The organism is Salinibacillus xinjiangensis, from assembly GCF_009649735.1.
In the GTDB taxonomy this organism is placed as follows: domain Bacteria; phylum Bacillota; class Bacilli; order Bacillales; family Alkalibacillaceae; genus Salinibacillus; species Salinibacillus xinjiangensis.
Genome location: NZ_WJNH01000003.1, coordinates 134,451 through 160,969, shown reverse-complemented (window position 1 = coordinate 160,969; position 26,519 = coordinate 134,451). Strand labels below are relative to the sequence as shown.

Sequence of the window (26,519 nt, the reverse complement as noted above, 5' to 3'; positions counted from 1 at the left end):
TGAAACTCCTCCTTATTCACGTTCGATTATGGTAGAGATGCCTTGACCTCCACCAATACAGGCTGAAATGAGGGCATATTTGCCATCTGTACGGTTTAGCTCATACACCGCCTTGGTCATTAAAATGGCACCTGTGGCCCCTAGGGGATGACCATGGGCAATCGCACCACCATTGACATTCACTTTATCTATGTCCATATTTAATTCACGATTCACCGCTAGCACTTGAGCAGCAAACGCCTCATTAAGCTCGATGAAATCCATATCCTCAAGTTGCAGGCCTGATTGTTCCATCACCATTTTTGTTGCTGGGACAGGACCAATCCCCATGATATTTGGATCTACACCGGCAACCGCTGTTTCTCGAATCGTGGCCATTGGTTGTAGGCCTAGAGAATTGGCCTTTTGTCGCGACATGATGACAAGGGCTGATGCTGCATCATTTAAGCCAGAACTGCTTCCTGCTGTCACACTTCCATCTTTCTTAAAGGCAGGCTTTAGCTTTGCTAGCCCCTCTAATGTCGTTTGTGGACGAGGGTGTTCATCAGTATCGAATATAATCGGCTCTCCTTTACGAGTCGGAACTTCGATTGGCACAATTTGGTCGTCAAATCGACCTTCCTCCATCGCCCTTGCCATTCGTCGTTGACTTGTGAAGGCAAACTCATCCTGTTCTACTCTACTAATCTCATATTTTTCCGCTAAATTTTCTGCCGTAATGCCCATTGGCGGATTTCCAATTTCTGTCGGTGAAAGCTGGGATTTACGAATGTTTGGAGGAACGGGGCTATAAGCTCGCTCTGGTCGGTCCATAAGATATGGAGCCCGACTCATGCTTTCAGTCCCTCCCGCTATATAAACATCCCCCGCTCCTGCTCGGATAGCTTGAGCAGCAAGCGCCACCGCATTAATACCTGATCCACATTGACGGTCTACTGTAAGTCCTGGAATTTGGATGGATAATTCTGTCTGTAACGCCGTTAACCGAGCAATATTCCCTCCTCCACTCAGTACATTTCCAAAAATCACATCATCAATCATTTCCGGTCTAACCCTTGCTCGCTGCACCGCTTTCTTAATGACCTCGGCACCGAAAACATGAGCAGGAACAGACGCTAAAGAACCTCCCTGTCTAGCAATCGGTGTTCGAACGGCAGATACAATTACTGCATCTCGATTCATTTAAATTCCCCCTTATCGATTACCTGTTGAATTTACGTCGCATTTGTTCCCCCATCTACACAGATGGTTTCACCCGTGACAAAATCAGATGCACGTGAGGCTAGATATAAGGCAGCCCCCTTTAAATCATTCTCCCCACCGAACTTCCGAAGTGGTGTAAACTCACGCATGACGTCACCCTTTTCTTCAAGCACTACCTTCGTCATTTTCGTTGGGAAAAAGCCAGGTGCAATCGCATTGACATAGATTCCACGCGGTCCCCATTTCACCGCCAAATCCCTGGTAAACGTAATTACCGCACCCTTGCTCGTATTATAGCCAATCGCGTCCATCATTCGAGGGTCTGAACCTTTTAAACCAGCAACCGAAGCAATGTTAATAATTTTGCCGGATTGCTGCTCTGTCATCACTTTGCCAACTGCCTGAGACATCAAAAACGTCCCCACCACATTGACATTCATCACCTTTTGAAACGCCTCCAATGGCATCTCTTCAACAGGTGCCCCCCAAGATGCGCCACTATTATTCACTAAAATATCAATGCTTCCGAAATTCTCTAAAGTTCTATCAATGACTTGATCAATATCATCTGAATTAGTTATATCGCATTTTAGTGCTATGGACTCCACACCAAGCGACTGCAGATACTCACTTGTCTCCTGACAATTCTCTTCTTTTCGGGAACAAACAACAACATTGGCGTTCGCCTCGGCAAAGGTTTCGGCAATCTGTCTGCCAAGGCCACGGCCACCACCTGTTACGATGGCTGTTTTTCCTTTTAGGTCAAAAAGCTCTTTGACGTGCATAAAGATTCCTCCTTTTATTTCTGAATATTCAATTTCTTTATAGTTCGCTTTGCTAGGGATTTTTAGCTAAGTGGTTCATACTGGGCAGCCAGGTGTGCGGTGCTGGGTGGGTTCAGCATTTGCCGCTCTCTCTTTAGCGAATAAGTGCCGTGCTTTAGTAGAACCCTGCTTATGTTTACCTGATGAGCACCCTTCTTCAGCATTTGCATTGGTTTTCAGCATTTATAGTCGACTTTTTAGCATAATGGCATTGTTCTTCAGCCCTTCACCCACTCACCGTGTCCTGAGCTACCGGTTCACCTAACCTAATCAATTACAAACCTTACTTTCCCTTTAATCACTTCTTTCCCATCCTGATTCACTACCTTGACATCAAAAACTAGGTTTTCATCATTTCGTTCTTCTAGAATCGCTTTTAGTGTCAAGACATCATTCAAAAAGACCATGCCTGCAAAGCGAATCTGATAGTCTCTGATAAACCCCTCTTCATAATATGGCGTGAAGAGTTTCCCAAGATTACCCATTGTCCACATACCGTGTGCTATGATTCCTGGCAATCCCGCTTTCTCAGCTTCTTCATCGATTGTATGGATGGGATTGAAGTCGCCTGATGCTCCGGCATATTTGATTAATTCAATTCTGCTAACTGGATTTAAGGTAATTTCCTCTAAGTATTCGCCTGGTTTTATTTCCACTAAATTTTTCATACCGACATCGCCTTCCTTACTGCTTCCGTAATGATTACCGTCTGTTCCTCAGTAAAAATGATATTACCTTCTGAATCTTTCCCGTATCTTTTCAGCAGGAAAAATCCCATTAAGCCGTTTTTGCCTTGCTTTTCAAAGTAATTTTTTACTTTTGAATAACAATATAGTTCCTCCCCAACTAGAAGTGGTCGTTCATAATGATAGGTTTCTTCTCCATGGATGAGTCCTTTTTGCGGGAGTTCTAAGTCTTCAATTTCCCCATACTCAAAGACTCGTGGAAAGGTTGGGGGAGCGATGTTTTGACCGTACTTCGAATTCTTCCCTATTTCTTCATCGATAAAAATAGGATGGGGATCGCAGATAGCCTCGGAAAAGCGTTTGACCATTCCTCTTTCGACCGTGTTTTTCACTTTGTTGGACTGTTTTCCAATAAAACGTTTATACATTCAAGAAACCTCCCGAATATTAATATTTTGGTCCGCCTGCAACGTAGATCACTTGGCCGCTAACGAATGAAGAAGCTTCATCAGCAAAAAAAGCAACAGCATTGGAGATATCTGCTGGCTTTCCACTACGCCCAACTGGAATTTGACTTACACTAGCCTTGATCAGTTCTTGAAACGGAATCCCGATTCGCTCAGCTGTTGCTTTGGTCATGTCAGTTTCAATAAAGCCAGGAGCAACAGAATTAGCTGTGATTCCAAATTTTCCAAGTTCAATGGCTAGTGTTTTTGTTAATCCTTGGAGTCCGGCTTTTGCCGTTGAATAGTTCGCTTGACCTCGGTTTCCAAGAGCTGAAGTGGAGGAAATGCTGATGATTCGTCCGTATTTTTGTTCGACCATATACTTTTGTGCTGCACGAGCTGCATTGAAGGACCCTTTCAAATGAACATCCATCACCTGCTGCCAGTCACTGTCTGTCATTTTGAATAGCATGTTATCGCGAATCACGCCTGCATTGTTGACGAGAATATCTAACGAACCAAAGGATGATACTACTTCCTCCATGGCTGCCTCCACTTCTTCAGCATTCACCACGTTTGCTTGTTTCACCAGAATGTCATAGCCCTGTTCCTTAAATTCATTAGCGGTTTCCGTTAACGCCTCTTCATTAATATCGATAATGGCGACCTTTGCACCTTCTTCCGCAAAGCGTTTGGCAATTCCCTTACCGATTCCACGACTTCCCCCCGTAACAAATGCAACTCTTCCATTAAATCTAGTAGACATATGAATTCCTCCTCAAATGTTTTCTATCATTATCTAAACAAACTGACCTACTTTCACATGACCTTTTAATAGATTACGAGAAATGATTAAGCGTTGGATTTCATCTGTACCATCGTAAATACGCCACAATCTTGCCTCACGATACCAGCGTTCAATTGGAAGCTCTCTTGTATAACCCATCCCACCATGAATCTGAAGAACCCGATCGACGACTTGATTGCCCATGTTTGACCCGTAAAGCTTTGCCATCGAGGCTAGATGACGATTATCTTCGCCTTGGTCAAGGGTATAGGCCGCATTTAACACGAGCCACTTGGCCGCTTCTATTTCGACGGCAGAGTCAGCTATCTGCCATTGAATCGCCTGTCTGTCAGCAATTGGACGACCAAAGGTTTTTCGTTCTTTGGCATAATCAATCGCCATCTGGAGTAGTCGCTCCGCTGCACCAACAGCTCGGGCACCCACAATCCAGCGTGCAAAGCCAATCCATTCGAGGCCAAGCTTATATCCTCCATGCAATTCGCCTAAAATATTTTCTTCAGGAACTCTAACGTTATCAAAAACTAATCCAGCAGGTCCCCATTCGCCCATCGTGTGAATATATTCTGATTTCCAGCCCATGTCACGATCGACAATAAAGCAAGTGACCCCTTCTCTTCCGGTTTGGGCGTGCATATCCTTATCCGTTATGGCGATGACCATAACGAAATCAGCTTCATTTCCACCGGTAATAAACGTTTTCTCCCCGTTTAACACCCATTTTTCACCATCTTTTTCAGCGGTCATTTTGATGTTTCTTGTGTCCGAGCCGGCATCGGGCTCTGTCATGGCAAAACAAGATTTCTTTTGTCCATTAATCGTCGGAATCAAATATTTTTCTTTTTGCTCTTCATTACCGTAATATAAAATATTGTCGGCAGAACCACCAAAGCTAAAGGGGACAAAGGTTTTGGCGACTTCCATTGATACAATGGCTTGCATCATTTGGCCAAGATCAGCACCACCATATTCAGCAGGTGTATTGATTCCCCAAAAGCCCGCTTCTTTTGCTTTCAACTGGAGTTCTTTTTGCTTTTCTTTTGGTAAACTCGGCTTTCCTTCTCTTTCATTGCGAAGGACTTCATTTTCAAGTGGAATCAGTTCCTTTTCCACGAACTTCCGAATTGTTTCCTGTACCATTTTTTGTTCTTCTGTTAAACGTAAACGCATGAAATCCACTCCCTATTCGCTTTTTTTAATGGATACTAACTAGTTAGTATGTTGTTCCTAAATGCTTAAGTAAACTTAAGCATTGGAATGTTCCTTTAGCGCTCGTTTTAAGATTTTTCCGACTGCTGTTTTCGGTAGTTCATCCACAAACTCAACTACACGTGGAACCTTATACGGAGCTAATTGTTCACGACAAAACTTGATTAACTCTTCTTCTGTCAACTGATCTCCTTCCTTTAAAACAACAAATGCTTTGATGGTTTCACCGCGATACTCATCTGGAATGCCTATTACTGCTACCTCTAATACGTTTGGGTGCTTATAAATGGCATCCTCGACTTCAATTGGGTACACATTATATCCACTTGCAATAATTAATTCCTTTTTTCGACCCACAATATAGAAAAATCCATCCTTATCCATCTTGGCTAAATCTCCGGTATAGAGCCATCCATCTCGTAGAACCCGATTTGTTTCTTCTGGTAATCCCCAGTACCCTTTCATAATTTGTGGCCCTTTTACAACTAACTCTCCCACTTCACCGACAGGAAGGGGTTGTTCCCCATTTGCCGAATCCACAATTTTGGCATCAGTATTCGGAATAGGAATGCCAATGCTCCCATTTTTCTGCACACCAGCAATCGGATTTCGATGGGTAACAGGTGACGCCTCAGATAAACCATAGCCCTCTGCAACAGATGTTCCACTTAACTCATTAAACTGGTTGATTGCCTCCACAGGTAGAGGGGCCGATCCACTAATACATGTTTTGAGAAAACTCATATCAAACTGCTTTTCTTTATAAAAATTGAGTAAAGCAATAAACATTGTCGGTACTCCAGGGAATGTAGTTGGCTTTGTATGTTCAATAATCTTCACGACTTCCTCCACTTCAAATCTTGGAACTAGAATTAAATTCCCACCAATGTGAAAGGTAAGGTTCATTGCACTGGTCATCCCATAAACGTGAAACAACGGAGAAATCGTCAACACTCTTTCTTCGCCAAGGTTGGTTTTGACCTTTGAGGTAGCTGCACTTTGCAGTGTGTTTGCCACTAAGTTGTAATGGGTCAGCATCGCCCCTTTGGAACGCCCCGTAGTTCCACCCGTATATTGAAGAACAGCAATATCCTCCTTTGGATTGATAGACACATTCGGTACTGGTAACCCTCTATCTTTTAGGAATTCATTAAATTTACAATCGCTTTCAAAGGATACATCAATAATTGTTCTTAGCTCTGTTTGATCCTTAATAGACTCAATTAAAGGTAAGGTTTGATTGTAAGCAATTAACACTTCTGAACTCGTATCATTTAAGACATGTAATAATTCAGCTGATTTATACATGGGATTCACTTGTACAACGGTTGCCCCACACATTTGGGCGGCAAAGTAACTAATCGGATATTGGGGACAATTGGGGAGCATAATCGCAATTCGATCTCCCTTATTCACCCCGAGATGATGGAAGGATGCTGCCACATTTCGAATAAATTTCTGTAATTGCTTATACGTAAAGGTTTGACTGTAAAAGGTGATCGCTGTATGGTCCGGGTATTGTTTAATGGATTCATCCAATAGCTCTACAAGTGATATTTCCGGAATCTCAATTTCTATCGGATTTCCTTTTACAACATGCTTGATCCAAGGTCTTTCCACAATAAAAGCCTCCTTTTAAATAGATTCAATCAAATCTATACCGTTTCTAATAGGATGGCCATTCCTTGACCTCCCCCGGCACACAGGGTTGCGATTCCCCGCTTTTCTTCTCTTCTCCTTAATTCATGTACCAAAGTCGTCATAATTCTAGCGCCACTCGCCCCTATTGGATGACCTAATGCAATGGCTCCACCATTAACATTTACTTGTTCTGGATCCAGAGATAGCTCACGAATTACTGCTAATGACTGAGATGCAAAGGCTTCGTTTAACTCAATCAAATCAATGTTAGCCATATTCTTTGATGTCCGTTTGAGTAATTTTTGCACAGCTGGAACAGGACCGATTCCCATGATTTCAGGTGAAACTCCAGCGGTTGCCCAATCCACAATACGCGCTAACGGTTTTAATCCTAGCTTCTTCGCTCGGGATGCTTTCATCAAGACGATAGCAGTCGCTCCATCATTTCTTCCACAGGCATTCCCGGCAGTCACCGTCCCAAGAACCCGGAATACCGGCTTTAGGCTTGAAAGTTTTTCAAGGGTTGTATGTGGGCGTGGATGCTCATCTTCTTCCACGGTGAAGGTTTTCTTTCTTTCCTGAACCTCTACGGGGATGATTTCATCCTTAAATCGACCAGCCTGTATAGCATCATTAGCTTTTCGTTGGCTTTCAATAGCAAAAGCATCCTGGTCTTCTCTTGTAACTTGATATCTTTCCGAAACATTCTCCGCAGTCACGCCCATCCCCAAATCTTTTCCATAAATTTCTGTCGGCTGCTGACCTGCCTCGTGATTCGAATCTACTAATGTAGTTTGATCCCCTCCAAATCTAGCATTTCTCACATATATGGGTGAGAGACTCATACTTTCGGTTCCACCTGCTATGACAATTTCAGCTTGATCAAATAATAACTGTTGGACACCAGAAGCTACCGCCTGCATCCCTGACGCACATAATCGGTTAACCGTATAGGCTGTAGCTGATTCCGGAATCCCTGCGCGTAATGCCGACACTCTTGCAACATTCGAAGATTCGGTCGTTTGGCGAACCTCTCCCATAATCACTTCATCAACCTGTTCGGGTCTAATGCCTGCTCGATTGATGGCTCCTTCCATAGCGATTGTAGCTAGGTGACCCGAGCCTATGTTCTTAAAGGAGCCTCCATAGGTTCCAATCGGGGTTCTGGCCGCACTTATAATCACAACATCCTCTTGCATAAGCACCCTCCTCTCTATGTTTCTAGCTATACTCCTTCTTTAGCTGACCTGTAATAATATTTTTTTGGATCCCGGATGTCCCTTCATAGATACGTGTAATTCTAGCATCACGATAAAAACGCTCAATGGGATAATCCGAAATATAGCCCATTCCACCATGTATTTGTACCGCCTTATCTGCGACTCGGTTATATACTTCAGAGCCATATAATTTCAGCATCGCAGCCTCTTTGATCACCCTTTTCCCTTCATCAACCATACATGCAACACGGTATGTAAATGAACGTAGGGCTTCAATCTCAACCGCCATTTCAGAAATCATATGACCAACCGCCTGATGTTCAATAATAGGCACTTGAAATTGCTCCCTTTCCTGTGCATATTGCATGGACAAATCAAGTAGCTTTTGACAGGAGCCTAGGTTTCGAGCTGCCAAACCAGCTCGACCGTTAGCCAGGATTTTTAAGGCATTGACATAGCCCTGACCTTCTTCCCCTAAGACATTCTCGACGGGAACCTCACAGTCTTCTAGAATGATTTCAGCCGAATGCGACCCTCTTAAGCCCATTTTCCGCTCAACAGCTCCCACATGAAAACCGGGAAAATCTTTCTCAACAATAAAAGAAGTAATGCCTTTGGCTCCTTTATGTGGGTTGGTTACAGCCATCACCGTAAAAATATCCGCTTCAGTGGCATTTGTGATATAGTGCTTTGTGCCATTTAAAACATAGTGATTCCCTTTTTTTACGGCTGTCGTTTTTAGATTACTTGCATTGGAACCCGCACTCGGCTCGGTGAGTGCAAACGCCCCAATCTTTTTTCCGCTAGCAAGGTCAGGCAAATATTTTTCTTTTTGTTCAGAAGTTCCAAGTTCCACAATGCCAACAGATCCAATCCCTGTATGGGCTCCAATAAGTGTGGTATATCCGTTATGGGTGGCGCCAACTTCCTCATATAAAGCACATTTACCAATCATTCCAATGCCTAACCAACCATATTGCTTTGGAATACTCAACCCAAATAATCCCATATCCTTGGACATTTCAATAATACGTTCTGGAATTTGATTCTCCTTTTCAATCCGATGAGCTACTGCTTCGACTTCAGTTTGGACAAAATCACGAACATTTTCTTTTAAAAATTGAATGTCATCACTTAGATTAAAATTCACGTAGTCATCCCCTATCTAATCAATGTGATGCTTGCCACTTTCATAAATGCAATATATATGCCAAGTTGGTAGTGACCACTAAATATGCCAAAAATCCCTCGCGAATAGTGCATCGAAAAGAACGTATCTATATTAGATGAACATCCTATTGAACCAAATGATTCAAAGATGAATCAAGATGAAGATTTGCTCCGGTTAATCACGTGATTCATAATTGAATCAAAGATACATAGTTGTATCAGACCCATTAGCGCAAAAAAAGTACTTGGAATTCCAAGCACTTTAGTTTAAAAATAGCTTTTGTGTTTACTTCACAAGTTTGTTTTCAATTTGTTGATCAATATAATTTAATACACTATAGATAGTAGATAAATGAGGTGTTGCTATTTTCGCCTCATTTCCTTTTTTTACAAGATAACCACACATGGACTCCACTTCCATCCGCTTTTGTTTCAATCGATCCTGGAGCATGGAGGTTTGGTGCTTTCGAGCGTACTCTGCTTTGGCAAAAATAGAGTCTAGCGTCTGTTGAACTTCTAAAGAAATCCCCTTATTTTGAGCTACTTCTATCGATTCAAGGCATATGTTTTCTGCCGTTCGTCTTAAATAGGAATCATCCAGAATGTCACCAACTCGTGCTTTGCTAATAGCTGATAACGGATTGAAGGTCACATTCCATAGAAGCTTTTTCCATTTTTGTTCCAACACATTTTCCACATGCTCTGTCGGAACATCAGCTTCTTGGAATCGTTTCACAATTTCTGCGCAAGTGGAATAAGCTGTTTTCTCAAGCTCGCCAATCACTAACATAAAAGGGCCATATTCTCGAACCTTTCCTGGTGCCTCTAGAGTGGTTTGGACATAACTTGCACATGATAACACTCGACTTGCCCCCAAAATTTTTTGATAGGATTTCCTCCGTATCTGTCGACTTTACACAGAATAAAACAAGCTCACAATCTGCTAAATTCCTCGGATCATTCGTAAAAACTCCATCTACATGTATAATTTTTTGATCAGTAGTCACCGTTAAAACATCTTTTTCCATTGCCTCAAGATGAGACCCTCTTGCTAAAAATGTCACAGAATGCCCTGCTTCATGTAACAACCCGCCAAACAAACCACCTACTGCTCCTGCTCCCGCAATCCCAATTTTCATCTCCTCACCCTTTCCAATTATTTAAGTTTTAGGTTGTATTTTCTTAGTTTTCTGACGACTGTGGGTTGGCTCGTCCCTAATGCTTTCGCGATGTCATAGGTATTGTCATATTCTTGTAAAGCTAAACTTAAGACACTCTTTTCAGCAATTTCTACAGCCTCTTTTAATGGAACAATCGAGTTTAAGGATGATTCCTGGGTGGATTGATATTCTGATGGCAAATTCTCCATCGTAATGACATCTGACCGAGTTGTCACAACCATTCTTTCGATTAAATTGGCTAGCTCCCTGATATTCCCAGGCCAATCGTAGGATAGAAAAAATTCTTTCACATCAAAATCTAGTTCTTTCTCTAATTGATACTTGTGATTAAACTCTGTTATAAATAAATCCATCAATGGTAGAATGTCGTCTCGCCGTTTTCGTAATGGTGGAATGTGAATCGGAATAACATGTAGGCGATAATACAAATCCTCTCGAAATTCTCCTTTTTGAACCATTTCTTTTAGTCTTTTATTTGTTGCTGCTATTATTCTCACATTCACTTTTTTTGGCTTTGTACCACCAATTCGCTGAATTTCTCCTTCTTGTAAAACGCGAAGTAGTTTAACCTGTAAGCCAAGAGGTAGCTCTCCAATTTCATCTAAAAACAAAATTCCATTATGAGCTACTTCAAATAATCCCGTCTTCCCTTTCCGACTTGCACCAGTGAATGCCCCGCTTTCATATCCAAACAACTCTGATTCTAGTAAATCAGGAGGGATTGCACCACAGTTTACCTTTACAAAGTCTCCATCCTTTGAACGACTGCTATTCTTGAAAATGTATTTAGCAAGTACATCTTTTCCGACCCCAGTTTCCCCTAATATCAATACCGTAGCGTCTACATCCGCAATCGTATCTGCGGTGTCGTAAATCATTTTCATCTGTTCACTTTTCGTGATCATTCCATTCACTTGGTCTGGTTTATTTTTGAGACGGTCGATTTCTTTTTTATATTTTACATTGAGTTGATTGACTTTGCTTAATTCGGATTGGAGCTCATTTAAATCGGATAGGTCTCGTATATTCGTGACGATCTTTTCTATCTTTCCTTTTTCATTAAATACTGGTGTGCCAGTGAGGATGGTTTCATTCCCTGCGAAGTTTTTTTGTATGTAGGACACTCTTTTTTGTTGTTTCAACACTTCATTCGTTACAGATTTTTTCAGTATTCCTCTTGAGATTAGTTCATCTACATTTTTACCTAAGTAATATTCTTTGGGGATACCGGTAATTCTCTCAATTGCGGTATTCGTTTTCAACGTCTTCCCATGGTGGTCCGTAATATATATTCCATCATAAGAATTTTCGATGATTGCATCTAATTCTCGATTTAGCCTTTTCAGTTCTTTATTTTCTAATTTTAGTGAGGAAAGTTCTGGAGTTTCGGTTCCAATCAGGATGCTTTGATTGTGATCATTAGATTGATGCTGTAAAAAAATAAATATTTTATTTCCACATTCCGCTGTAACAACATTCGATTCTGAATTATACTCCCAGGTATAAAAGGAGTCCTTGATATGCCCCCCGATACTGAGTGGCGCTTCTATACTTTCCTCTAATAAATGATTATAGAAAAGAATCACGTGATTTTGGTCTAGTATAATCATTGGAAATGGGATTTTTTCTAAAACCGTATTCAAACACTCACCTCCCGTAGAGAAGTCTAGATGTTATAGTTCGATATTTTAAACCAAAACCCTTTTTCTAATGAAAGGAAAAATGAGTCGAAGCCATCATGGTGCTTAGGAGCCACTCCTGATTTAGCTGATTTTTTAGTGCACAGATAGGAGGATTGAAGTTTTTAGGAATCATGTCTTCGAGAACAAACTAGCCAACATTAACAACCTGGATAGCTTTAACTTTTTGTCCCCGTGATTGTTGGAATGAAATAAACCACTATTACCACCAACCATCCTTTGTTGCGTTTGATCCAGCTCACCAAACTCTAGAACATAGTCATTCATTTCTTCCCCTCCCCTTTATGAAGACGCGAGATTACTTGATTTATAATAGCAAGCTATAAAATATAAAAAGAGACTAAAAAGGGGTTGGGAATCGTGGTACAATTTAACTAGAGGAAAGGCCAGTTACCTAGGAAACTGCCCTTTTTTATTGTCAACTAATTTCATAAAATAACCACTCCGCTAGTTTACCACCCATTTTCTGATAAAGGGATTGAGCCACTACATTATCCTTTGCCGTTTCCCAGGTCATTGATGAGAATTCATTTTTGCGAATGTAATCTAAATTGGCCTTAAATAATTTTTCTCCTACCTTTTTCCCTCTAGCATTTGGGACGACGAATAAGTCGTTTAAAATCGCTTGTCTTTTTACACTCAATGTACTAAACGTAAAATATAATGTTGTGAAACCTATTAATTCTCCGTTTTCTTCAGCTACAAATTGAAGACCAAACTTAGGGTCTTCTATCAAATCCTCAATTAACTTGATTAAAGAGGATTCATCGGGTCTCGGATGTTCGTAAAAGTCAACAATGTATTGCTCCATTATTTGTTTTAATTGTGATACATCCTCTTTTCGTGCTTTTCTAATAATCATAGAATCCATAAATTCATCTCCCCTATTTATTTTATGGTAAGATTATATGGAAACTTTGACCCCGTTTGAAGATACAGTTTGAATTCTTTTTATAGGGACAGTTAGGGAGATGGAAAATGGATTTTACTTTTTGGTTGGATGAACAATCCAATGAACCATTGTATTTACAGCTTTATCAACACATCAAAGAAGAGATTCAGTATGGTAATGTGGGAGCTGGCACAAAGTTACCTTCCATCCGCCGACTCTCTACACATTTAAGTATAAGTAAAAACACCATAGAAGCTGCATACCAACAATTAATCTCAGAAGGATACGTGGAAAGTAAGGAGCGTAGTGGATTATATGTGGTTCCGGTTGATGGTGATATCATTCCTCATCAGAATATTGAACAACATTTATTTGAAGAAGACTGGAATCATGAGGAGAAGACATATACGTACGATTTTCGACAAGGAAGAATTGATTTAGACCATTTCCCTTTCTCAATATGGAGAAAACTATCTAATCAAAGCCTATTACCTGAGCATAAAGACACTTATTTATATGGCAATCCTCAAGGTGAGCCTGAACTACGTAAAGAAATTGCAAAATATCTCTATCATTCTAGAGGGGTGAATTGTTCCCCGGGCCAAATTATTATAGGTGCGGGAATCCAGCAGTTACTCACCCTTTTTGGTCAATTAATGGACATGAAGGATAAGAGTGTTGCCATTGAGGATCCTGCATATGATGGGGCCAAAATGGTTTTTAAGAGTTTAGGCTTCAATCTTCATCCAATTCCATTAGATGATAAAGGAATTAACGTTGATCATTTGGTACGTAGTGATGCAAAGGTTGTGTACGTAACCCCCTCACATCAATTTCCATATGGGATGATCCTTCCTTATGCAAAACGATTAGAACTGTTACAGTGGATGGTAAATACTAATGGATATATTATTGAAGATGATTATGATGGGGAGTTTCGGTATATTGGAAAACCCATTCCGGCCTTACAGGGGTTAGACTCAGCAGGAAAGGTGGTTTATTTAGGGACGTTTTCTAAAGCTTTAATGCCCGCCTTACGCATGAGTTATATGGTGCTACCCAAAAATTTATTCCTTACCTTTAAAGAAAAATTTTCAGCCTATGAGCCAACCGTTTCAAAAATCCATCAGAAAACTATGCAATTGTTTATGGAAAACGGACATTGGGATCGACACATCCGAAAAATGCGAAAAATCTATCAATCAAAGCACTTAACATTAACTTCAGGCATTCAAAATATTATGGGGAACAAAGTTCGTATCATTGGTAGTCAATCTGGATTACATATCTTGTTGAAGGTAAACAACAACATGAGTGAAGGTGAACTGATTGAATCTGCTATTAGACATGAAGTTAAAGTCTATGGTACGTCTAAATATTGGATTGATAAACATCACACCGAAACCCCAATGATTTTACTAGGGTTTGGTGGATTGACTGAAGAGCAAATCTATGAAGGTATAGTTAGATTGAATAAAGCTTGGTTCCATTCTAGCTGACATTTACCACCTGAGTAGCTTGAACCTTTTCCCCTTGTACACTAGGACTCCATGATTATTGGAATGAAGGGAAACTACAATTTTGTTTTCTCCTTCATCCAGTGTTCCTAGGTTATAATACTTCCCATATAAGCGATTAACTTTTTCTCCGTTTATGTACAAGTGAGCATGTCCTTCATGATAGCTAGGGGCTTCTGCACCCACTTTATGCGGGGTAAAGCGGAAATTTTCCGTATCCAATTCTAATAGCCATGTACCCGATTGGTCCTGTTGAACGTGAATGTCCACTTTAGGGGATTCATAGGACTCCGGAATGGCCACGGGTTGATGGGTTGTATGGGCCTCTGACAGATGGATTTGTTGGTTTTGATGAATAAAATAAAAGGAAAGAATGACAAATGAAATCATTAAACCGATGAAACTTTTGAATTTCTTCATATTATCCCTTCCTTTGACGTTTGATGGTGTAACCTAGCACGAGCAAAATGAGCCCCAAGATTAAAAATGAAATATCATACATCATCGGGTTTTCTGCTGCTGGTCGAACCCGGTGCACCTGAAGAATGTGATGATTCACGATTCCTTCTACGAGATTAAACGTCCCCCCGCCTATCAATATCCCACCAATAAATATTCGCCAGCTAGAACCTAATTCGTTCTGACGTGCATCCTGAAAGATCTTTACTCCACCCCATAGGAGTAGGGCTGAAAAGGCAGCGGTAAAAATGCCGTCTGTTATGATCTCCAGCTGGATGTCAGGATGGAGCACCATATGATGCCATTGCAAAAGCTGATGAAAAACAATTCCATCAATAGCACCTAGAAGTCCTAGCCCTAGAATAAATGCGGCGGTTAATAGATTTTTATCTCCTTTAGACATTCATATCACCCACTATTAAAATACTATTCGAGTCATTTCCCAATTTTTGTGATATTATACATAGCAATGCTAGTGGGCATTTTACAAAGTATTCTGTATTATGAAATTAGATTTGTACTTTGTTTTGGGGGTGAAGCCGTGAAGCGTTGGTGGTATTGGTGGTTTAGTGCGGTCCTTTTGGGGTTCATTCTTATCACCCGTAGCTTATTTTCCTCTTACAAACTCGAGGGTCAAATTCCAGGTTCCTTAAACGAATCTTTATTAAGCCTATGGTGGGGCTGTATTGTTATTTTAGTAATGTTATTGTTTGTGAAATGGTTAAGTGAAGTAAGACGATAACAAGCATTATGGTCACCCCCACCCCTTTACTACTTGAAAGTGGTGAGGGACAGACCCTTAGTCATTACTACAGCTTTCCTCGTCTTTCAGATGGCCAGCTCGATTGACTTTTGTTTCTAAATACTTTTTATTATACTCTGAGCGATCTCCCCATAGGGCCTCTCGTCCGGAAATTGGTAAACCAGCTTGCTTTAAAGCCTTTAATTTTTTTGGGTTGTTGGTCATAAGGGTAACGGGTTTATTGCGTAATGTTTTCAATACCATTATGGCATCACTATAATTTCTAGAATCATCTACAAATCCAAGTGCTTCATTTGCTTCAACGGTATCGTAGTCATTTTCTTGGAGTATATAGGCCATGGCCTTACTAAATAAGCCAATGCCTCTCCCCTCATGATTGGCTAAATAAAATAATGCACCCGTGCCGTGTTCCACAATATTTTTCATTGATTGCTTCAACTGAAATCCACAATCACATCTCTTGCTTCCGAAGATATCACCTGTGTGGCAAATTGAATGAAAACGAATAATTGCATCTTCTTCATTTTTAAAGTCTCCGTAAACAAGGACACTTGATTGTTGAAGTTCGGCTAAATTAATGGAAGATAGCTTCTCAATGATTCTTTCATAATCCTCCGTTACTTCTTCGCAATTTAACCAGCAATACCAGTTAAATTCAACCGTTTGCCCATATAAATTAACAGGAAGTCGAATAGGACCTACTAAATAAATGGCGCCATTATCCGTTTTTATTAATTCAATTTTATCTTTAAGTACGGATAGAACCTTTGATTCAAAAATTGTTTGCGTCATCGTTCATCACCTTTTTTATTTATTTTGTAACTTTAGGTAAACTAATATTTAAGGGAATAGGTGGTAATTCGATTGTCTCGTTTATCTTTCCTTAAACAAGCATTACCTCTTGGTAAGAAGTAATGCTTGCTGGGTGTATTAGTTTAAAGTTGTTGTGTTATTTTCTTTATTGTTAAAAATCAATTGATCTAAAGCTAATCCCTTTGACCCTTGGATAGCAATAAATACAGCAATCGCCAATAATGCTAAATCCAATTCGTATCCTGCCATTTGGCCATTTCCTAAAAAGCCTACAGCTAATTTCACTTTTACGATTGCCCCAACCATAGTGATTGCTAATAAACCAGATACGACTCTGCTAAATAAACCAAGGATTAAAGCAATTCCGCCAACTAGTTCTACGGATGCAACTCCGTAAGCTAAAAATCCTGGTAATCCAATACTACTAAACCACCCAACTGTATTTTCAATACCACCTTGAAATTTATCTAATCCGTGTATAAAGAAGATCAAACCTAATACTACGCGTAAAATTAACGTACCTGCTTCAAATTTATTTGTCATTTCCATTTCCTCCAATAGTTATTTTTTTAAATCTTCAAGTAGCCAATTTGTAAAATCCTGTTTATTTTCTAGAGAGATACCATGTCCTTGCTGGTATTCGTTAAAAGCTACATGCGAACCTAGATTACTAAAATATTTATAGCTTTCTACTCCCCAGTCATACGGTAGAATGTTGTCAAATTTTCCATGTGAGATGAACAATGAAACGTGATCAACTGGTTGGATTGCATAATCTTCCTTAACGAAGTCAGGAATATATCCACTTAATGCCACAATCCCTTTTATTTTATTTCCTATAGAAAGCCCCAACGTCATTGATACAATCGCACCTTGACTAAATCCTAATAAATATAAGAAGTTACGGTCCACTGGATACTGTTCAACTGCATCATCGATAAAACATTTAAGCTTGTTGATTCCTTCATCAAATACTTCCCGATGCGGTTGCCCAAACCCCTTTATCGTAAAATAAGCATAACCAGGTGGCTGCGATAAATGCCCTCTAATACTAAAAATAAAAAAATGATCCTCTAATCCATCTACTAGTGAAAGCATATCTTGTTCGTTACTTCCAATTCCATGCATTAAAAATAATGCTGGGTATTTTTTGTTGGGTTCTATGTGAGATAGCTTACGAATTTCATACTTCAGTTGTGAGTTCAAATCTAGTCCCCCTTTCTTGTCATAGCAAATAATTGTCATTATTTTAATGAGAATAAAAGATTCATATTAGAAAACTTACGACCAAAAAAATAGATGAAGCCTCGTTTTATTTTTTATATGAATATTTGTTGTTTATAAGGTAACAATTTAAGCTATGGATTGTCAACTATATATTTGCTAATATATAAATATGTTTCCTATTAGAAAACTTTCTGTTGGGGTGATTCATTTGGATATTGGCACTAAAATTCGAGCAATACGGAACAGAAAAAAAATAACGATTGCGCAGATGTGTGAAGGTACCGGACTTTCAAAAGGCTTCATTAGCAATGTGGAAAACAATAATACCTCACCTTCCATTCACACATTAAATACGATTGCTTCATTCCTAGGGGTCCCATTACCGTACTTACTTTTGGAAAAAAAGCAACAGATGCGTGTAATACGTAAAGATTCTAGACGTACATCAACATTTAACGGTTTAAAAATCGAACATTTAACATCTAAGGGAGGGCTAAGAATGATGATGGTAGAATTCCCTCCAGGAGCGACCATAGGTGAACCTCATGCCCACGAAGGCGAAGAATCTCATCTCGTATTAGAAGGAAAAATTCTAGCTGAACAGGGAGAAGACTCTGTCATTGTGGAAGCGGGTGATTCATTCAGCTGGAATGCGAGTGTTCCCCACTTTGTTAAAAACATCGGAGAAGAAAAAGCCGTAGTCCTAATCTCCATTTATTCAGACACAGAGTTAATCGACGTTCTATAGGGGCAGGTCCCTTGACCCAGTTTTTAAGAACGGGCTAAAAAGATGACATAGAAATTAGTTTAATGAGTAAAATTTAATGTAAATGGATCATCATAAATCGATGTAGGTAAGACACCAAAGACAGTATGACACTGACGTTTGGTGTTTTTTTATGGGTAATATATAAGTATGGGACGCGGGACCTGACCCCACGCCCCATGAAGGAGGGGGAAGATAGATGGATTTACTAGAGGAGAAGTTTTTAAAGCTTGGTGCAGAGCATGCACCTGGACAAGAAGGACGGCAGAACATGAGTGAGATAAAACTACGAGGTGAAAAAATTCCTGGGACACCTGTTGACTTTTCGCATGGGGATGTTGATGCTTTTCAGCCGATTCCTGGTAGTTTGGATGTTTTCAACGAAGGAGTTCACCTCGGGGGTAAGCAGGCTTATACGGAATATCGTGGTAGTCAAATCATCCGAGAAGATGCAGCTCGAAAGCTTGCTCATTTTACGGGTACATCGATTGATGCGGACCGCAATCTGATCATCACGCCTGGAACACAAGGTGCACTTTTCCTAGCAATGGGTTCTATCATTGCTAGAGGCGATAAGGTTGCAATCGTGGTGCCAGACTATTTTGCGAATCGGAAACTAGTAGAATTCTTTGACGGAGAAGTGGTCCCTATTCAGATGGATTATTTCCAAACCAACAGATGTGCAGGCTTGGACTTAACGCAGCTGGAGGACGCTTTTAAAGATGGTGTTAAGCTCTTTTTGTTCTCTAATCCCAATAATCCTACTGGCGTCATTTATTCATCAGATGAAATTAGCGAGATTGCTAAACTTGCCAATCGATATGGGGTAACCGTCATCGCGGATGAACTGTACTCTCGTCAAATTTTTGACGGAAACACCTATACGCATCTATGTGCTGAGAGTGATATTGACCCTGAACAGGTCATCACTATCATGGGACCCTCGAAGACAGAATCACAGAGTGGATATCGGTTAGGCGTTGCATTCGGCTCTTCCAAAATCATAAATCGCATGGAAAAACTGCAGGCGATTGTGTCCTTACGTGCAGGTGGCTATAGTCAGGCTGTATTGAAAACCTGGTTTGCTGAGCCAGAGGGATGGATGACAAAACGAATTGCACAGCATCAAGCCATCCGAGATGATCTGCTATCAAAACTGCATACTGCGGAAGGCTTTCACGTGAGAGCGACAGAGGCTGGTAGCTATCTTTTCCCGAGCATTCCAGAATTGGAGGTTACGATAGAGGAATTTGTGAAAATTCTTCGTCTACAGGCTGATGTTATTGTTACACCAGGTACAGAATTTGGTTCACAGTTCGTCAATAGTTTTCGCATCAATTTTTCACAGGATCATCAAGCGGCGGTTGCTGCGATGGAACGTGTGATTCAGGTAGTGGAATTTTATCGTAAGTGACGTTGACACTGGGACGAGGGACCTGTCCCTCTGTCCCATAATAACACTAATTTTTAGGACGTAAAAATTGCATGCGATTCATTAAATCTGATAAATCCAGATTAGCATGTTCCTTTTGCACCAATTGATAGATTTCTGCAATCAGCAACTCTATTTCTCGAACTCGATCGATAGGCTTTTCAAGGAAGATAGATGAAAAACGCTCTTTAGCTTTAGGTGGTATTATTTTCATCTGATCCAGAGAATGATTTTGCCATTTAAATGCTGGATGATGCACATATAATCGATTTAACCCAAAAAGAGTACCCATTAATTGTGTATTGACATCAGTTAGCACTTTACTCAGCATTAACCAATCTTCACGTGCAAGTAATGCTTCACGATTGTTCCATCTGTTTCCTAAATCTAGATGTTCACGAATCATGGCAACACTCAGTTCTTCTGGATAAACCTCTACCTTCTTTTTTAATTGCTTGACTTTTCCTTCTCCACCTAAGGCGATTCCATCATGAACGGCAGCCACTAAGCACTGCTTATCTAAATTCGTATCAAAGGTTACGGTCACATCGTGGATAATTTGTTCGATGGTATCGGTTAGAAAGTTACTGATTTCTAGCTTAACTCCGTTTGTGATATACGATTCAGACCATTCCTCTTCCTCATAGGGATGAAAATCAATGATCTCTCCATCCAAGGTTGAAATGGGAAGTTTTCGATCTTCCTCAGTTGGTCCCTCTTTCCAGAAAATAAATAGCTCAATATCAGAGTACTCATCATCCCAATTCCTCGAAACAGAGCCCCCTAGCATAACCGCTTCGACCTTTTTATTCTGCATATAAACTGTAGATATTTCATTGGCTAATTGCTTTAAATTCATCCTATTTAATCCCCTCATTCATTAATTTAAGGCATGCCTGATTTTATTTTATAAATCAAACAACCTTTGCTGAGAATGCTGTTCCTCTTCCCCAGCCTCTATATCATCCATGGCTAAATTGATAATTCGATAAATCCGGTCCTCTACACCTTGTTTTTCCACTAACTCCAATTTTCCTCGACTAACGAGAAACTCCAGGTACATACACACTTTTGGAAATATGAGCAGCCGTCCACTTGAATACGTTTCTTGAGATGCACCATGATTCTTAATGAGGTCCTCGCAGACATCATTGGCAGAGAATTGACTCGTCCTCAAAAGATCTAAATAGACCAAAACACCTAACTGTAAATGTTGATCTAAAGGAATCTCATGACTGATTGCAGCTCCCATTTTTTCTGCTACAGCATGTCTACGTTGAGATACAAGTTCACGCTTTTTCTGCGCCGCTTGTTCCTGTTCAGCTTTTTGAGCCTCAAGCTGTTTCCTTTTTTCTTCACGTAAATAGTCAGCTATTCGTTCTCTCAAACGCTGTACCTGTCTGTCTAGTAAAGGCACGCCCGCATCAAAATGCTGTTGGATATCTTTAGGAATATCTATGGCAGCGGGGATTGTTTCTATCCCTGCATGAACTAATGTCCAGCCTTGGGCATTTTTTAATAGAATTTCATCCATCTCAAAGTCAATTTTTTCGATTCCCTTCACAATGTCCTTTACTAGTTGTGGCGGGATTCCGGTATGCTCTTCAAAATGTTTAATTCCAAATTTCCTTATCTCCCCTGTTCCTTTATTGTGCACGATATACTGGTATCTCAGGGGCCTGCCACATTCACAATGAAGTTCAGAGCGTGTCTGCCAATCGGGGCCTGCATCGATATAGTCTAGCAATTCCCATTGGGATGCAACATCTTCTATTTGATTTTCCTCAACGGATCCCGCCTTCTCCTTAGCTAGTAAATTGGCAAAGACGGTTTTTCTCCCACGCTTCAAATAATTTTGAACAAACATCTTTTGTTTCTCGTTGAGATTTTTTAATAGTTCATCTCTTTCGGTTTGGGTTAAGTGTTCGGTACTATTCATTATTCTCCCTCCCTACCTTATATATCTATATTACCACAATATCCCAATGGCTAGGGTCAGTCCCCCACCGCTTTAACGCGTTAGCGTAGCGGGGGACTGACCCTAATTTATATATTTTATGATGTTTACCGAGATATTTTATCTTTATAATACGTTATATAGGATGTAAAAGCGCTTTTACAAAAATGATGAAGGAGCCCTTGTAGATGAAAGCAAATGAAAATAATTTTATCAAACGTCTACAATCAAATAAAGAGGATGCACTAGATTACATCGTAGATTCATATTTACCTCTTATTAAAGGAGTAATTGCTAAGGTTTTACTGAGAACTAATCATGAGAGTCTGATAGATGAATGCGTGAATGATGTCTTTCTATCGATATGGAATCATGCCGGACAGTTTAGGGGGAATAACGCTCAAGATTTTCAAAAGTGGATTTGCCAAATCGCTAAATTTAAAGCTATAGACTATTATAGAAAGGCTGTAAGACAACCAGAGATCACATCAGATGATTTGGAACACCCCTCCTCAAACAACGTTGAAGACGAGATGATACGCTTAGAAAATCGTTCGGAACTACTGAATTTTATTAAGGAGTTAGATCCTACTAGTCAAAAAATCTTCGTTATGAGATATTTCCTTGGTTACAATTTAAACGAAATTGCTGAACAGCTACATATGACTACATCATCTATTCGTAACCGATTATACCGGGGGAAAAAGAAGCTAAAAAAGCAATCAAAACATTTTGAGGTTGGAGGTATGTCATATGAAGGAAATTTATAAACTATTTAATGAAATGGATATAGATGTAAAAGAATTTGAGGAAATAGATGTTAGCGATACTGAAAAGGCTCTAGTAAAAAAACACCTTAAATCGACCATTACACCCAAAACTAGGCATTGGAAAAAGCCAATAATTGCAGCATCTATCACGTTAAGTTTAGCCTCTGCCACGCTATTAAGTGCAGCCTTCTCCAGTGAAGCAGGCGCATTCTTAGGTAACCTTTTTAACTTTTTCAATCAAAACGGTGTCTATGAAGACTATAAAGAAAACTCGGATGAAATTAATCATACTCAGGAAAGTAAAGGTATTACCATAACGGTAAATGATGCGATATTTGATGGGAAAAACGTGCATTTAACCTACACGATAGAAAGTGAACTCGACTTGGGTGAAGAACCTAATATTCATTACCCTTATCTAGAAGTTAAGAACCAACACATCGGGCAAGCACAAGCAGGCAGTAATAAAATATCAAGAGTAGATTTGAATCAATATGTAGGGATGATGACTATTAATATAGATGGTGCTAAAAGCGAATTAAGCAATCTCACTGCCGAGTGGAATATTGAGAGTATTGTAGCAGATACAGAAGAAGAAAATGAGATTCAAGGGGAGTGGTCATTCGAATTTGACTTAAATGCCATTGAAAATATGTCAGAGATCGTTTTAAATGAAAGCCGTGAAAAACAAGGCGTTGCAGTTGATTTCCAGACGTTACAAATCAAACCAATGGCCATTAAGATTAACTATGAACAGATTATTTCTGAATCTACCCAAACTAATTGGGATTTCGTTCAAGTTAAATTAGACATAAAAGACGATTTGGGAAATGAATATACACTCGAAGATAACTATGGTTCAGGTTCCACTAAGAACAAAATGAGTTTTCATGAAACCTATAATAAGCTGAATGAAAAGGCCTCAAAACTAGTGATTACTCCAACCGTAGAACTTTCTGAAGCAGATGAAGTGGAATATAGAGAGGATGGCAGTGTAGCAAGCAAAGGCCGTAAAGTGAATAGTACAGCTCCGATTGAAGTATTCACTTTAGATGAAGTGGTTGTGGATTTAAATAAATAGATAGGAATAAAAATGTTATATGCGACCCAAATTATGAGAGAAGTTCACAATTAAGGTCTGACTTTCTATTAAAACGAATTCCCCAAAATCAGGGTCAGTCCCCCACCGCTTTAACGCGTTAGCGTAGTGGGGGACTGACCCTAGCTTATGTTGAAAATACTTTTACGTCTTGTCCACCTAAAACAACCTCTTTATCTAGCTGCATCCCCAATTTTCTTGCTACATGTAGAGAAGCTAAGTTATCAGGTTGAATAAGGGCAATAAACCTTTCTTTCAATAAATGTTTACGTCCATAATCCAACAGTGCCTTTGCCGCTTCTGTTGCATATCCCTTCCCCCAATATTCACGAGCAATCCAATAACCAATTTCGATTTCATCTTTGCCATTAATTGTTTGAGGGACCAGACCAGCGTGCCCAATCGGGATGTGATCCTCTTTATGGACCAAAACCATTAAACCAAAATGTTCCCCGACCTTATATGTGTTATATATCCAATTCAAAAAATCCTCTCCACCGCTTTTATCTTTTGTCTTGCCATTACCAATAAAACGAACTACTTCTGGGTCTGATAGTAATGACATAAGAAATTCATAATCACCGTCTTTATAATGCCGAAATAGAAGTCTTTCAGTTTGCAATTAATATGCCCCCTTTCAAAATTGATGGAGGATGTGAACTATTAAAAAGAAATGGTGTTGGAAATAAATCATTCCAACACCATTATACCTTACTCTAATTCAACCTTAATAGGTTTCATTTTTACGGGCTCTTCATTTGCACTTATTGTTCCAAATGGGACAACAATAGAGTAATCTTCATAATTAAACGTTTTAGGATCTTTTATGTCAAATGTGGATTGATAATGCAATTCGCCATCCTCTTGTATCTTTGCTTGGTCACTCCGGATTTTATATTCCAGCATTTTTCCCAAATCCAAACCTCCATTTTCATCACGTTTAATATTATCGGACTTAATAATGGTGATATAATCAGCAAAGTTTTGGATAATATCCTCTCTCATGGATTTGGCATTGATATTCTGTATATTATAATCTAATATTAAGCGTTCTCCCTCTTGCTGTATGCTGTTTACCTTTATAGAATAATCAAACCTACTACTTTCTACGACAAATGGCGTTGCTTGTTCCATAGAATGTATAACATCATTATCCCGTTTTACGATCTCAGGGTGAACAGTTAGATACGTTGCATCTTCACTGATTTTACTCCTAAATAGCTCTTGGTTATCTTTCACAACTTTTGTTCCGTGTACATCAGTTGTTAACACATCCGGGTTGAATTTTGATAATCGATTTCCTTCGTTATCAAAAACTGTAATTCTTATATTATCCTTTTTACCTGCTAGCGGTACTGTCGTCTTATAATTTAAGGTTGTCGTTGCTTTTCCTTTTACAACTGACTCCATTTTAAGTGAATAAACTTGATTGTCTAATTCAGTTTTAGCGTCTGAGTATATCGTTTTCATTGGGGTATGCTCAACTGGAACATCAAATTTCCATAACCCTTTCACACCTGTAATATTCGTAAATGTTAAAGGCAAGGTATTCTTTTCAGATAAATTAGCATTAGGATGATAAAATTCCATCGAAGCAATGTACCCATCCTCTGTTTCTTTTAATTGAGTCATGGTTGAGGACCACTGATTTTGTTCATCGCTGTCAAAAAGATGAAAATTATATCCAGTTTCAGGTCCATTATCTCCCACTTGGTCCATCGATACCTTGTCACCCTTAGCTTTAAATGTGACCCCAATAATTTTCCCATCATTATATGCACTTGTGATTGTGATATCTACTCCATTACTAGTAGCCTTTTGATTTAATTGAGTAACTAGATCGCTTTCTAATAATTCATAACCGATTTGTAATCCAACTTTTTCATAAATGGACCCTAATACCGGGATGGATGATAAGGCATGTGATATGGGCGCAAATAGTAAACCTGATGCTAAAAAGGAAGTTGCCGCAATGGATGCCCCGATACTAAATATTTTAGCTTTCGATTTTCTTTTCGGTTTCTTTTCGTTACGTCCCTTTTCTAGCCCATTATCAATTGCATTCAATATTTCGCTCTTTGGAACTTCTATTTCGTCAATTTCTTTATGAAAACGCTCTTTGTTCACTGTAATTCACTCCCCCAATAATTTTTTTCAACTCAATCTTCGCACGACGTAAATATGTTTTGATTGTGTTATCGGGTTTTTCCATTGTTTCCGCAATCTGATGAATAGTTAAATCGTGATAGTAATATAAAATAATGACGGTTTGATAACTTTTAGATAGATTCGATATTGCGTTTATAACGTCTAGTTTCCCTTCAATATCTCGACTGCTACCATCTGATAAATTACTAATAAGATTTTCATCCAAAACAACCTTCTTCCGTTTTCTTAAAACATCATAGGCAGTACGAATTAAGATTCTAGTTAACCAAGTATGAAAATACTCTGGTTGCTTCACCTGTCTAATGGATATAAAAGCCTTATAAGTAGTTTCTTGAAGCACATCTAAAGCATCATCTTTATTTCGAACGTAGAGAAAAGCCGTTTTATACAGTTTTTCACTTTCGTTCTTGATAATAGCCTCAAAGGCTTCTTTATCTCCGTTTATGGCCTTTTTTACTAGGGATAAATTCCTCAAGTTATAACCTCCTTCACCCAATTAGAGCAATCAACACACTGAAAAGTTTCAAAAAAATTAGCTAGAAGAAAATTGTTTTCTCCTAGCGTTAAACA

The 26,519-nt window shown here is 39.4% G+C and carries 30 protein-coding genes; 5 read left to right on the top strand and 25 right to left on the bottom strand.

Annotation, left to right across the window (positions count from 1 at the left end; all coding sequences use genetic code 11):
- Nucleotides 1–12: 12 nt before the first annotated feature.
- The 15 genes from GH754_RS06340 to GH754_RS06270 all read right to left on the bottom strand — a co-directional run bounded on the left by GH754_RS06340 (nucleotide 13) and on the right by GH754_RS06270 (nucleotide 12,956).
- Nucleotides 13–1,182 carry a thiolase family protein gene (locus GH754_RS06340; protein WP_153727888.1) on the bottom strand — a complete coding sequence of 390 codons (1,170 nt, stop codon included), beginning with the start codon at nucleotides 1,180–1,182 and terminating at the stop codon, nucleotides 13–15.
- A gap of 32 nt (nucleotides 1,183–1,214) precedes the next feature.
- Entirely contained in the window at nucleotides 1,215–1,988 is a 774-nt protein-coding gene (locus GH754_RS06335; RefSeq protein WP_153727887.1) for an SDR family oxidoreductase, read from the bottom strand.
- 75 nt (nucleotides 1,989–2,063) lie between these two features.
- Entirely contained in the window at nucleotides 2,064–2,210 is a 147-nt protein-coding gene (locus tag GH754_RS06330; protein WP_153727886.1) for a hypothetical protein, read from the bottom strand.
- An 83-nt stretch (nucleotides 2,211–2,293) separates the two neighbouring features.
- Nucleotides 2,294–2,695 carry a MaoC/PaaZ C-terminal domain-containing protein gene (locus GH754_RS06325; RefSeq protein ID WP_153727885.1) on the bottom strand — a complete coding sequence of 134 codons (402 nt, stop codon included), beginning with the start codon at nucleotides 2,693–2,695 and terminating at the stop codon, nucleotides 2,294–2,296.
- Nucleotides 2,692–3,141, bottom strand: coding sequence for a MaoC family dehydratase N-terminal domain-containing protein (locus GH754_RS06320; protein ID WP_153727884.1), 450 nt, complete (start codon nucleotides 3,139–3,141; stop codon nucleotides 2,692–2,694). The genes GH754_RS06325 and GH754_RS06320 overlap by 4 nt, the downstream gene beginning before the upstream one ends.
- Nucleotides 3,142–3,160: 19 nt before the next feature.
- Nucleotides 3,161–3,925 (bottom strand): 3-oxoacyl-ACP reductase FabG, encoded by a 765-nt coding sequence (fabG, locus tag GH754_RS06315; protein WP_153727883.1) that lies wholly within the window; start codon nucleotides 3,923–3,925, stop codon nucleotides 3,161–3,163.
- A gap of 33 nt (nucleotides 3,926–3,958) precedes the next feature.
- Nucleotides 3,959–5,134, bottom strand: a complete 1,176-nt coding sequence (locus GH754_RS06310; protein WP_153727882.1) for an acyl-CoA dehydrogenase family protein — start codon at nucleotides 5,132–5,134, stop codon at nucleotides 3,959–3,961.
- Between the two features lie 75 nt (nucleotides 5,135–5,209).
- The gene (locus tag GH754_RS06305) at nucleotides 5,210–6,793 is read right to left on the bottom strand and encodes a long-chain-fatty-acid--CoA ligase (RefSeq protein ID WP_323741880.1); all 1,584 of its coding nucleotides are present in this window, start codon (nucleotides 6,791–6,793) and stop codon (nucleotides 5,210–5,212) included.
- Between the two features lie 35 nt (nucleotides 6,794–6,828).
- Nucleotides 6,829–8,013, bottom strand: coding sequence for a thiolase family protein (locus GH754_RS06300; protein ID WP_153727881.1), 1,185 nt, complete (start codon nucleotides 8,011–8,013; stop codon nucleotides 6,829–6,831).
- Between the two features lie 22 nt (nucleotides 8,014–8,035).
- On the bottom strand, nucleotides 8,036–9,184 hold the full coding sequence (locus GH754_RS06295; RefSeq protein WP_323741879.1) for an acyl-CoA dehydrogenase family protein: 1,149 nt from the start codon (nucleotides 9,182–9,184) through the stop codon (nucleotides 8,036–8,038).
- 306 nt (nucleotides 9,185–9,490) lie between these two features.
- Nucleotides 9,491–10,066 (bottom strand): ketopantoate reductase family protein, encoded by a 576-nt coding sequence (locus tag GH754_RS06290; RefSeq protein WP_153727880.1) that lies wholly within the window; start codon nucleotides 10,064–10,066, stop codon nucleotides 9,491–9,493.
- On the bottom strand, nucleotides 9,972–10,343 hold the full coding sequence (locus tag GH754_RS06285) for a ketopantoate reductase family protein (RefSeq protein ID WP_153727879.1): 372 nt from the start codon (nucleotides 10,341–10,343) through the stop codon (nucleotides 9,972–9,974). Before GH754_RS06285 ends, GH754_RS06290 begins: the two co-directional genes overlap by 95 nt.
- 17 nt (nucleotides 10,344–10,360) lie before the next feature.
- On the bottom strand, nucleotides 10,361–12,028 hold the full coding sequence (locus GH754_RS06280; RefSeq protein WP_228550159.1) for a sigma-54 interaction domain-containing protein: 1,668 nt from the start codon (nucleotides 12,026–12,028) through the stop codon (nucleotides 10,361–10,363).
- A 168-nt stretch (nucleotides 12,029–12,196) separates the two neighbouring features.
- Nucleotides 12,197–12,352 (bottom strand): hypothetical protein, encoded by a 156-nt coding sequence (locus tag GH754_RS06275; RefSeq protein WP_153727878.1) that lies wholly within the window; start codon nucleotides 12,350–12,352, stop codon nucleotides 12,197–12,199.
- Nucleotides 12,353–12,503: 151 nt separating this feature from the next.
- Nucleotides 12,504–12,956, bottom strand: coding sequence for a GNAT family N-acetyltransferase (locus tag GH754_RS06270; protein WP_153727877.1), 453 nt, complete (start codon nucleotides 12,954–12,956; stop codon nucleotides 12,504–12,506).
- Nucleotides 12,957–13,063: 107 nt separating this feature from the next.
- Between GH754_RS06270 and pdxR the strand changes: the two genes are divergently transcribed.
- Nucleotides 13,064–14,476, top strand: coding sequence for a MocR-like pyridoxine biosynthesis transcription factor PdxR (gene pdxR / locus GH754_RS06265; RefSeq protein ID WP_153727876.1), 1,413 nt, complete (start codon nucleotides 13,064–13,066; stop codon nucleotides 14,474–14,476).
- Nucleotides 14,477–14,479: 3 nt separating this feature from the next.
- Here pdxR and GH754_RS06260 read toward each other — a convergent pair whose 3' ends face one another.
- From GH754_RS06260 to GH754_RS06240, 5 genes are all read right to left on the bottom strand, one after another.
- Entirely contained in the window at nucleotides 14,480–14,914 is a 435-nt protein-coding gene (locus GH754_RS06260) for a hypothetical protein (RefSeq protein WP_153727875.1), read from the bottom strand.
- A 1-nt stretch (nucleotide 14,915) separates the two neighbouring features.
- Complete coding sequence (locus GH754_RS06255; RefSeq protein ID WP_153727874.1) at nucleotides 14,916–15,356, bottom strand: DUF2243 domain-containing protein; 441 nt, start codon at nucleotides 15,354–15,356, stop codon at nucleotides 14,916–14,918.
- Nucleotides 15,357–15,752: 396 nt separating this feature from the next.
- Nucleotides 15,753–16,508: a GTP cyclohydrolase II gene (locus tag GH754_RS06250; protein WP_153727873.1), complete on the bottom strand. Its 756-nt coding sequence runs from the start codon at nucleotides 16,506–16,508 to the stop codon at nucleotides 15,753–15,755.
- A gap of 138 nt (nucleotides 16,509–16,646) precedes the next feature.
- Nucleotides 16,647–17,072, bottom strand: coding sequence for a DoxX family protein (locus tag GH754_RS06245; RefSeq protein ID WP_153727872.1), 426 nt, complete (start codon nucleotides 17,070–17,072; stop codon nucleotides 16,647–16,649).
- Nucleotides 17,073–17,090: 18 nt separating this feature from the next.
- Nucleotides 17,091–17,735, bottom strand: a complete 645-nt coding sequence (locus tag GH754_RS06240) for an alpha/beta hydrolase (protein WP_153727871.1) — start codon at nucleotides 17,733–17,735, stop codon at nucleotides 17,091–17,093.
- 229 nt (nucleotides 17,736–17,964) lie between these two features.
- Between GH754_RS06240 and GH754_RS06235 the strand changes: the two genes are divergently transcribed.
- Nucleotides 17,965–18,504: a helix-turn-helix domain-containing protein gene (locus tag GH754_RS06235; RefSeq protein ID WP_153727870.1), complete on the top strand. Its 540-nt coding sequence runs from the start codon at nucleotides 17,965–17,967 to the stop codon at nucleotides 18,502–18,504.
- Between the two features lie 217 nt (nucleotides 18,505–18,721).
- On the top strand, nucleotides 18,722–19,936 hold the full coding sequence (locus GH754_RS06230) for a pyridoxal phosphate-dependent aminotransferase (protein ID WP_153727869.1): 1,215 nt from the start codon (nucleotides 18,722–18,724) through the stop codon (nucleotides 19,934–19,936).
- A gap of 46 nt (nucleotides 19,937–19,982) precedes the next feature.
- On the opposite strand, the gene GH754_RS06225 is transcribed toward GH754_RS06230, so the two are convergent.
- Nucleotides 19,983–20,813, bottom strand: coding sequence for a DUF4037 domain-containing protein (locus GH754_RS06225; RefSeq protein ID WP_153727868.1), 831 nt, complete (start codon nucleotides 20,811–20,813; stop codon nucleotides 19,983–19,985).
- Nucleotides 20,814–20,861: 48 nt separating this feature from the next.
- On the bottom strand, nucleotides 20,862–21,893 hold the full coding sequence (locus GH754_RS06220; protein WP_153727867.1) for a DUF3895 domain-containing protein: 1,032 nt from the start codon (nucleotides 21,891–21,893) through the stop codon (nucleotides 20,862–20,864).
- A 206-nt stretch (nucleotides 21,894–22,099) separates the two neighbouring features.
- Between GH754_RS06220 and GH754_RS06215 the strand changes: the two genes are divergently transcribed.
- Nucleotides 22,100–22,681: a sigma-70 family RNA polymerase sigma factor gene (locus tag GH754_RS06215; RefSeq protein ID WP_153727866.1), complete on the top strand. Its 582-nt coding sequence runs from the start codon at nucleotides 22,100–22,102 to the stop codon at nucleotides 22,679–22,681.
- A complete protein-coding gene (locus GH754_RS06210; protein WP_153727865.1) occupies nucleotides 22,665–23,762 on the top strand; it encodes a DUF4179 domain-containing protein in 1,098 nt (365 codons plus the stop codon). Before GH754_RS06215 ends, GH754_RS06210 begins: the two co-directional genes overlap by 17 nt.
- 145 nt (nucleotides 23,763–23,907) lie before the next feature.
- On the opposite strand, the gene GH754_RS06205 is transcribed toward GH754_RS06210, so the two are convergent.
- From GH754_RS06205 to GH754_RS06195, 3 genes are all read right to left on the bottom strand, one after another.
- Entirely contained in the window at nucleotides 23,908–24,402 is a 495-nt protein-coding gene (locus tag GH754_RS06205) for a GNAT family N-acetyltransferase (RefSeq protein WP_228550158.1), read from the bottom strand.
- 89 nt (nucleotides 24,403–24,491) lie between these two features.
- Nucleotides 24,492–25,907: a DUF4179 domain-containing protein gene (locus tag GH754_RS06200; RefSeq protein WP_153727864.1), complete on the bottom strand. Its 1,416-nt coding sequence runs from the start codon at nucleotides 25,905–25,907 to the stop codon at nucleotides 24,492–24,494.
- Nucleotides 25,885–26,424 (bottom strand): sigma-70 family RNA polymerase sigma factor, encoded by a 540-nt coding sequence (locus GH754_RS06195; RefSeq protein WP_153727863.1) that lies wholly within the window; start codon nucleotides 26,422–26,424, stop codon nucleotides 25,885–25,887. The genes GH754_RS06200 and GH754_RS06195 overlap by 23 nt, the downstream gene beginning before the upstream one ends.
- Nucleotides 26,425–26,519: the final 95 nt, after the last annotated feature.

Bases quoted from the DNA above. Each gene is read 5' to 3' on its own strand.
- GH754_RS06310 (WP_153727882.1), bottom strand. From the start codon at position 5,134: ATGCGTTTACGTTTAACAGAAGAACAAAAAATGGTACAGGAAACAATT.
- GH754_RS06325 (WP_153727885.1), bottom strand. From the start codon at position 2,695: ATGAAAAATTTAGTGGAAATAAAACCAGGCGAATACTTAGAGGAAATT.
- GH754_RS06250 (WP_153727873.1), bottom strand. From the start codon at position 16,508: ATGACGCAAACAATTTTTGAATCAAAGGTTCTATCCGTACTTAAAGAT.
- GH754_RS06320 (WP_153727884.1), bottom strand. From the start codon at position 3,141: ATGTATAAACGTTTTATTGGAAAACAGTCCAACAAAGTGAAAAACACG.
- GH754_RS06340 (WP_153727888.1), bottom strand. From the start codon at position 1,182: ATGAATCGAGATGCAGTAATTGTATCTGCCGTTCGAACACCGATTGCT.
- GH754_RS06300 (WP_153727881.1), bottom strand. From the start codon at position 8,013: ATGCAAGAGGATGTTGTGATTATAAGTGCGGCCAGAACCCCGATTGGA.
- GH754_RS06270 (WP_153727877.1), bottom strand. From the start codon at position 12,956: ATGGATTCTATGATTATTAGAAAAGCACGAAAAGAGGATGTATCACAA.
- GH754_RS06220 (WP_153727867.1), bottom strand. From the start codon at position 21,893: ATGAATAGTACCGAACACTTAACCCAAACCGAAAGAGATGAACTATTA.
- pdxR (WP_153727876.1), top strand. From the start codon at position 13,064: ATGGATTTTACTTTTTGGTTGGATGAACAATCCAATGAACCATTGTAT.
- GH754_RS06285 (WP_153727879.1), bottom strand. From the start codon at position 10,343: ATGAAAATTGGGATTGCGGGAGCAGGAGCAGTAGGTGGTTTGTTTGGC.
- GH754_RS06260 (WP_153727875.1), bottom strand. From the start codon at position 14,914: ATGAAGAAATTCAAAAGTTTCATCGGTTTAATGATTTCATTTGTCATT.
- GH754_RS06275 (WP_153727878.1), bottom strand. From the start codon at position 12,352: ATGAATGACTATGTTCTAGAGTTTGGTGAGCTGGATCAAACGCAACAA.
- GH754_RS06210 (WP_153727865.1), top strand. From the start codon at position 22,665: ATGAAGGAAATTTATAAACTATTTAATGAAATGGATATAGATGTAAAA.
- GH754_RS06225 (WP_153727868.1), bottom strand. From the start codon at position 20,813: ATGAATTTAAAGCAATTAGCCAATGAAATATCTACAGTTTATATGCAG.
- GH754_RS06255 (WP_153727874.1), bottom strand. From the start codon at position 15,356: ATGTCTAAAGGAGATAAAAATCTATTAACCGCCGCATTTATTCTAGGG.
- GH754_RS06230 (WP_153727869.1), top strand. From the start codon at position 18,722: ATGGATTTACTAGAGGAGAAGTTTTTAAAGCTTGGTGCAGAGCATGCA.
- GH754_RS06330 (WP_153727886.1), bottom strand. From the start codon at position 2,210: ATGCTGAAAACCAATGCAAATGCTGAAGAAGGGTGCTCATCAGGTAAA.
- GH754_RS06245 (WP_153727872.1), bottom strand. From the start codon at position 17,072: ATGACAAATAAATTTGAAGCAGGTACGTTAATTTTACGCGTAGTATTA.
- fabG (WP_153727883.1), bottom strand. From the start codon at position 3,925: ATGTCTACTAGATTTAATGGAAGAGTTGCATTTGTTACGGGGGGAAGT.
- GH754_RS06215 (WP_153727866.1), top strand. From the start codon at position 22,100: ATGAAAGCAAATGAAAATAATTTTATCAAACGTCTACAATCAAATAAA.
- GH754_RS06335 (WP_153727887.1), bottom strand. From the start codon at position 1,988: ATGCACGTCAAAGAGCTTTTTGACCTAAAAGGAAAAACAGCCATCGTA.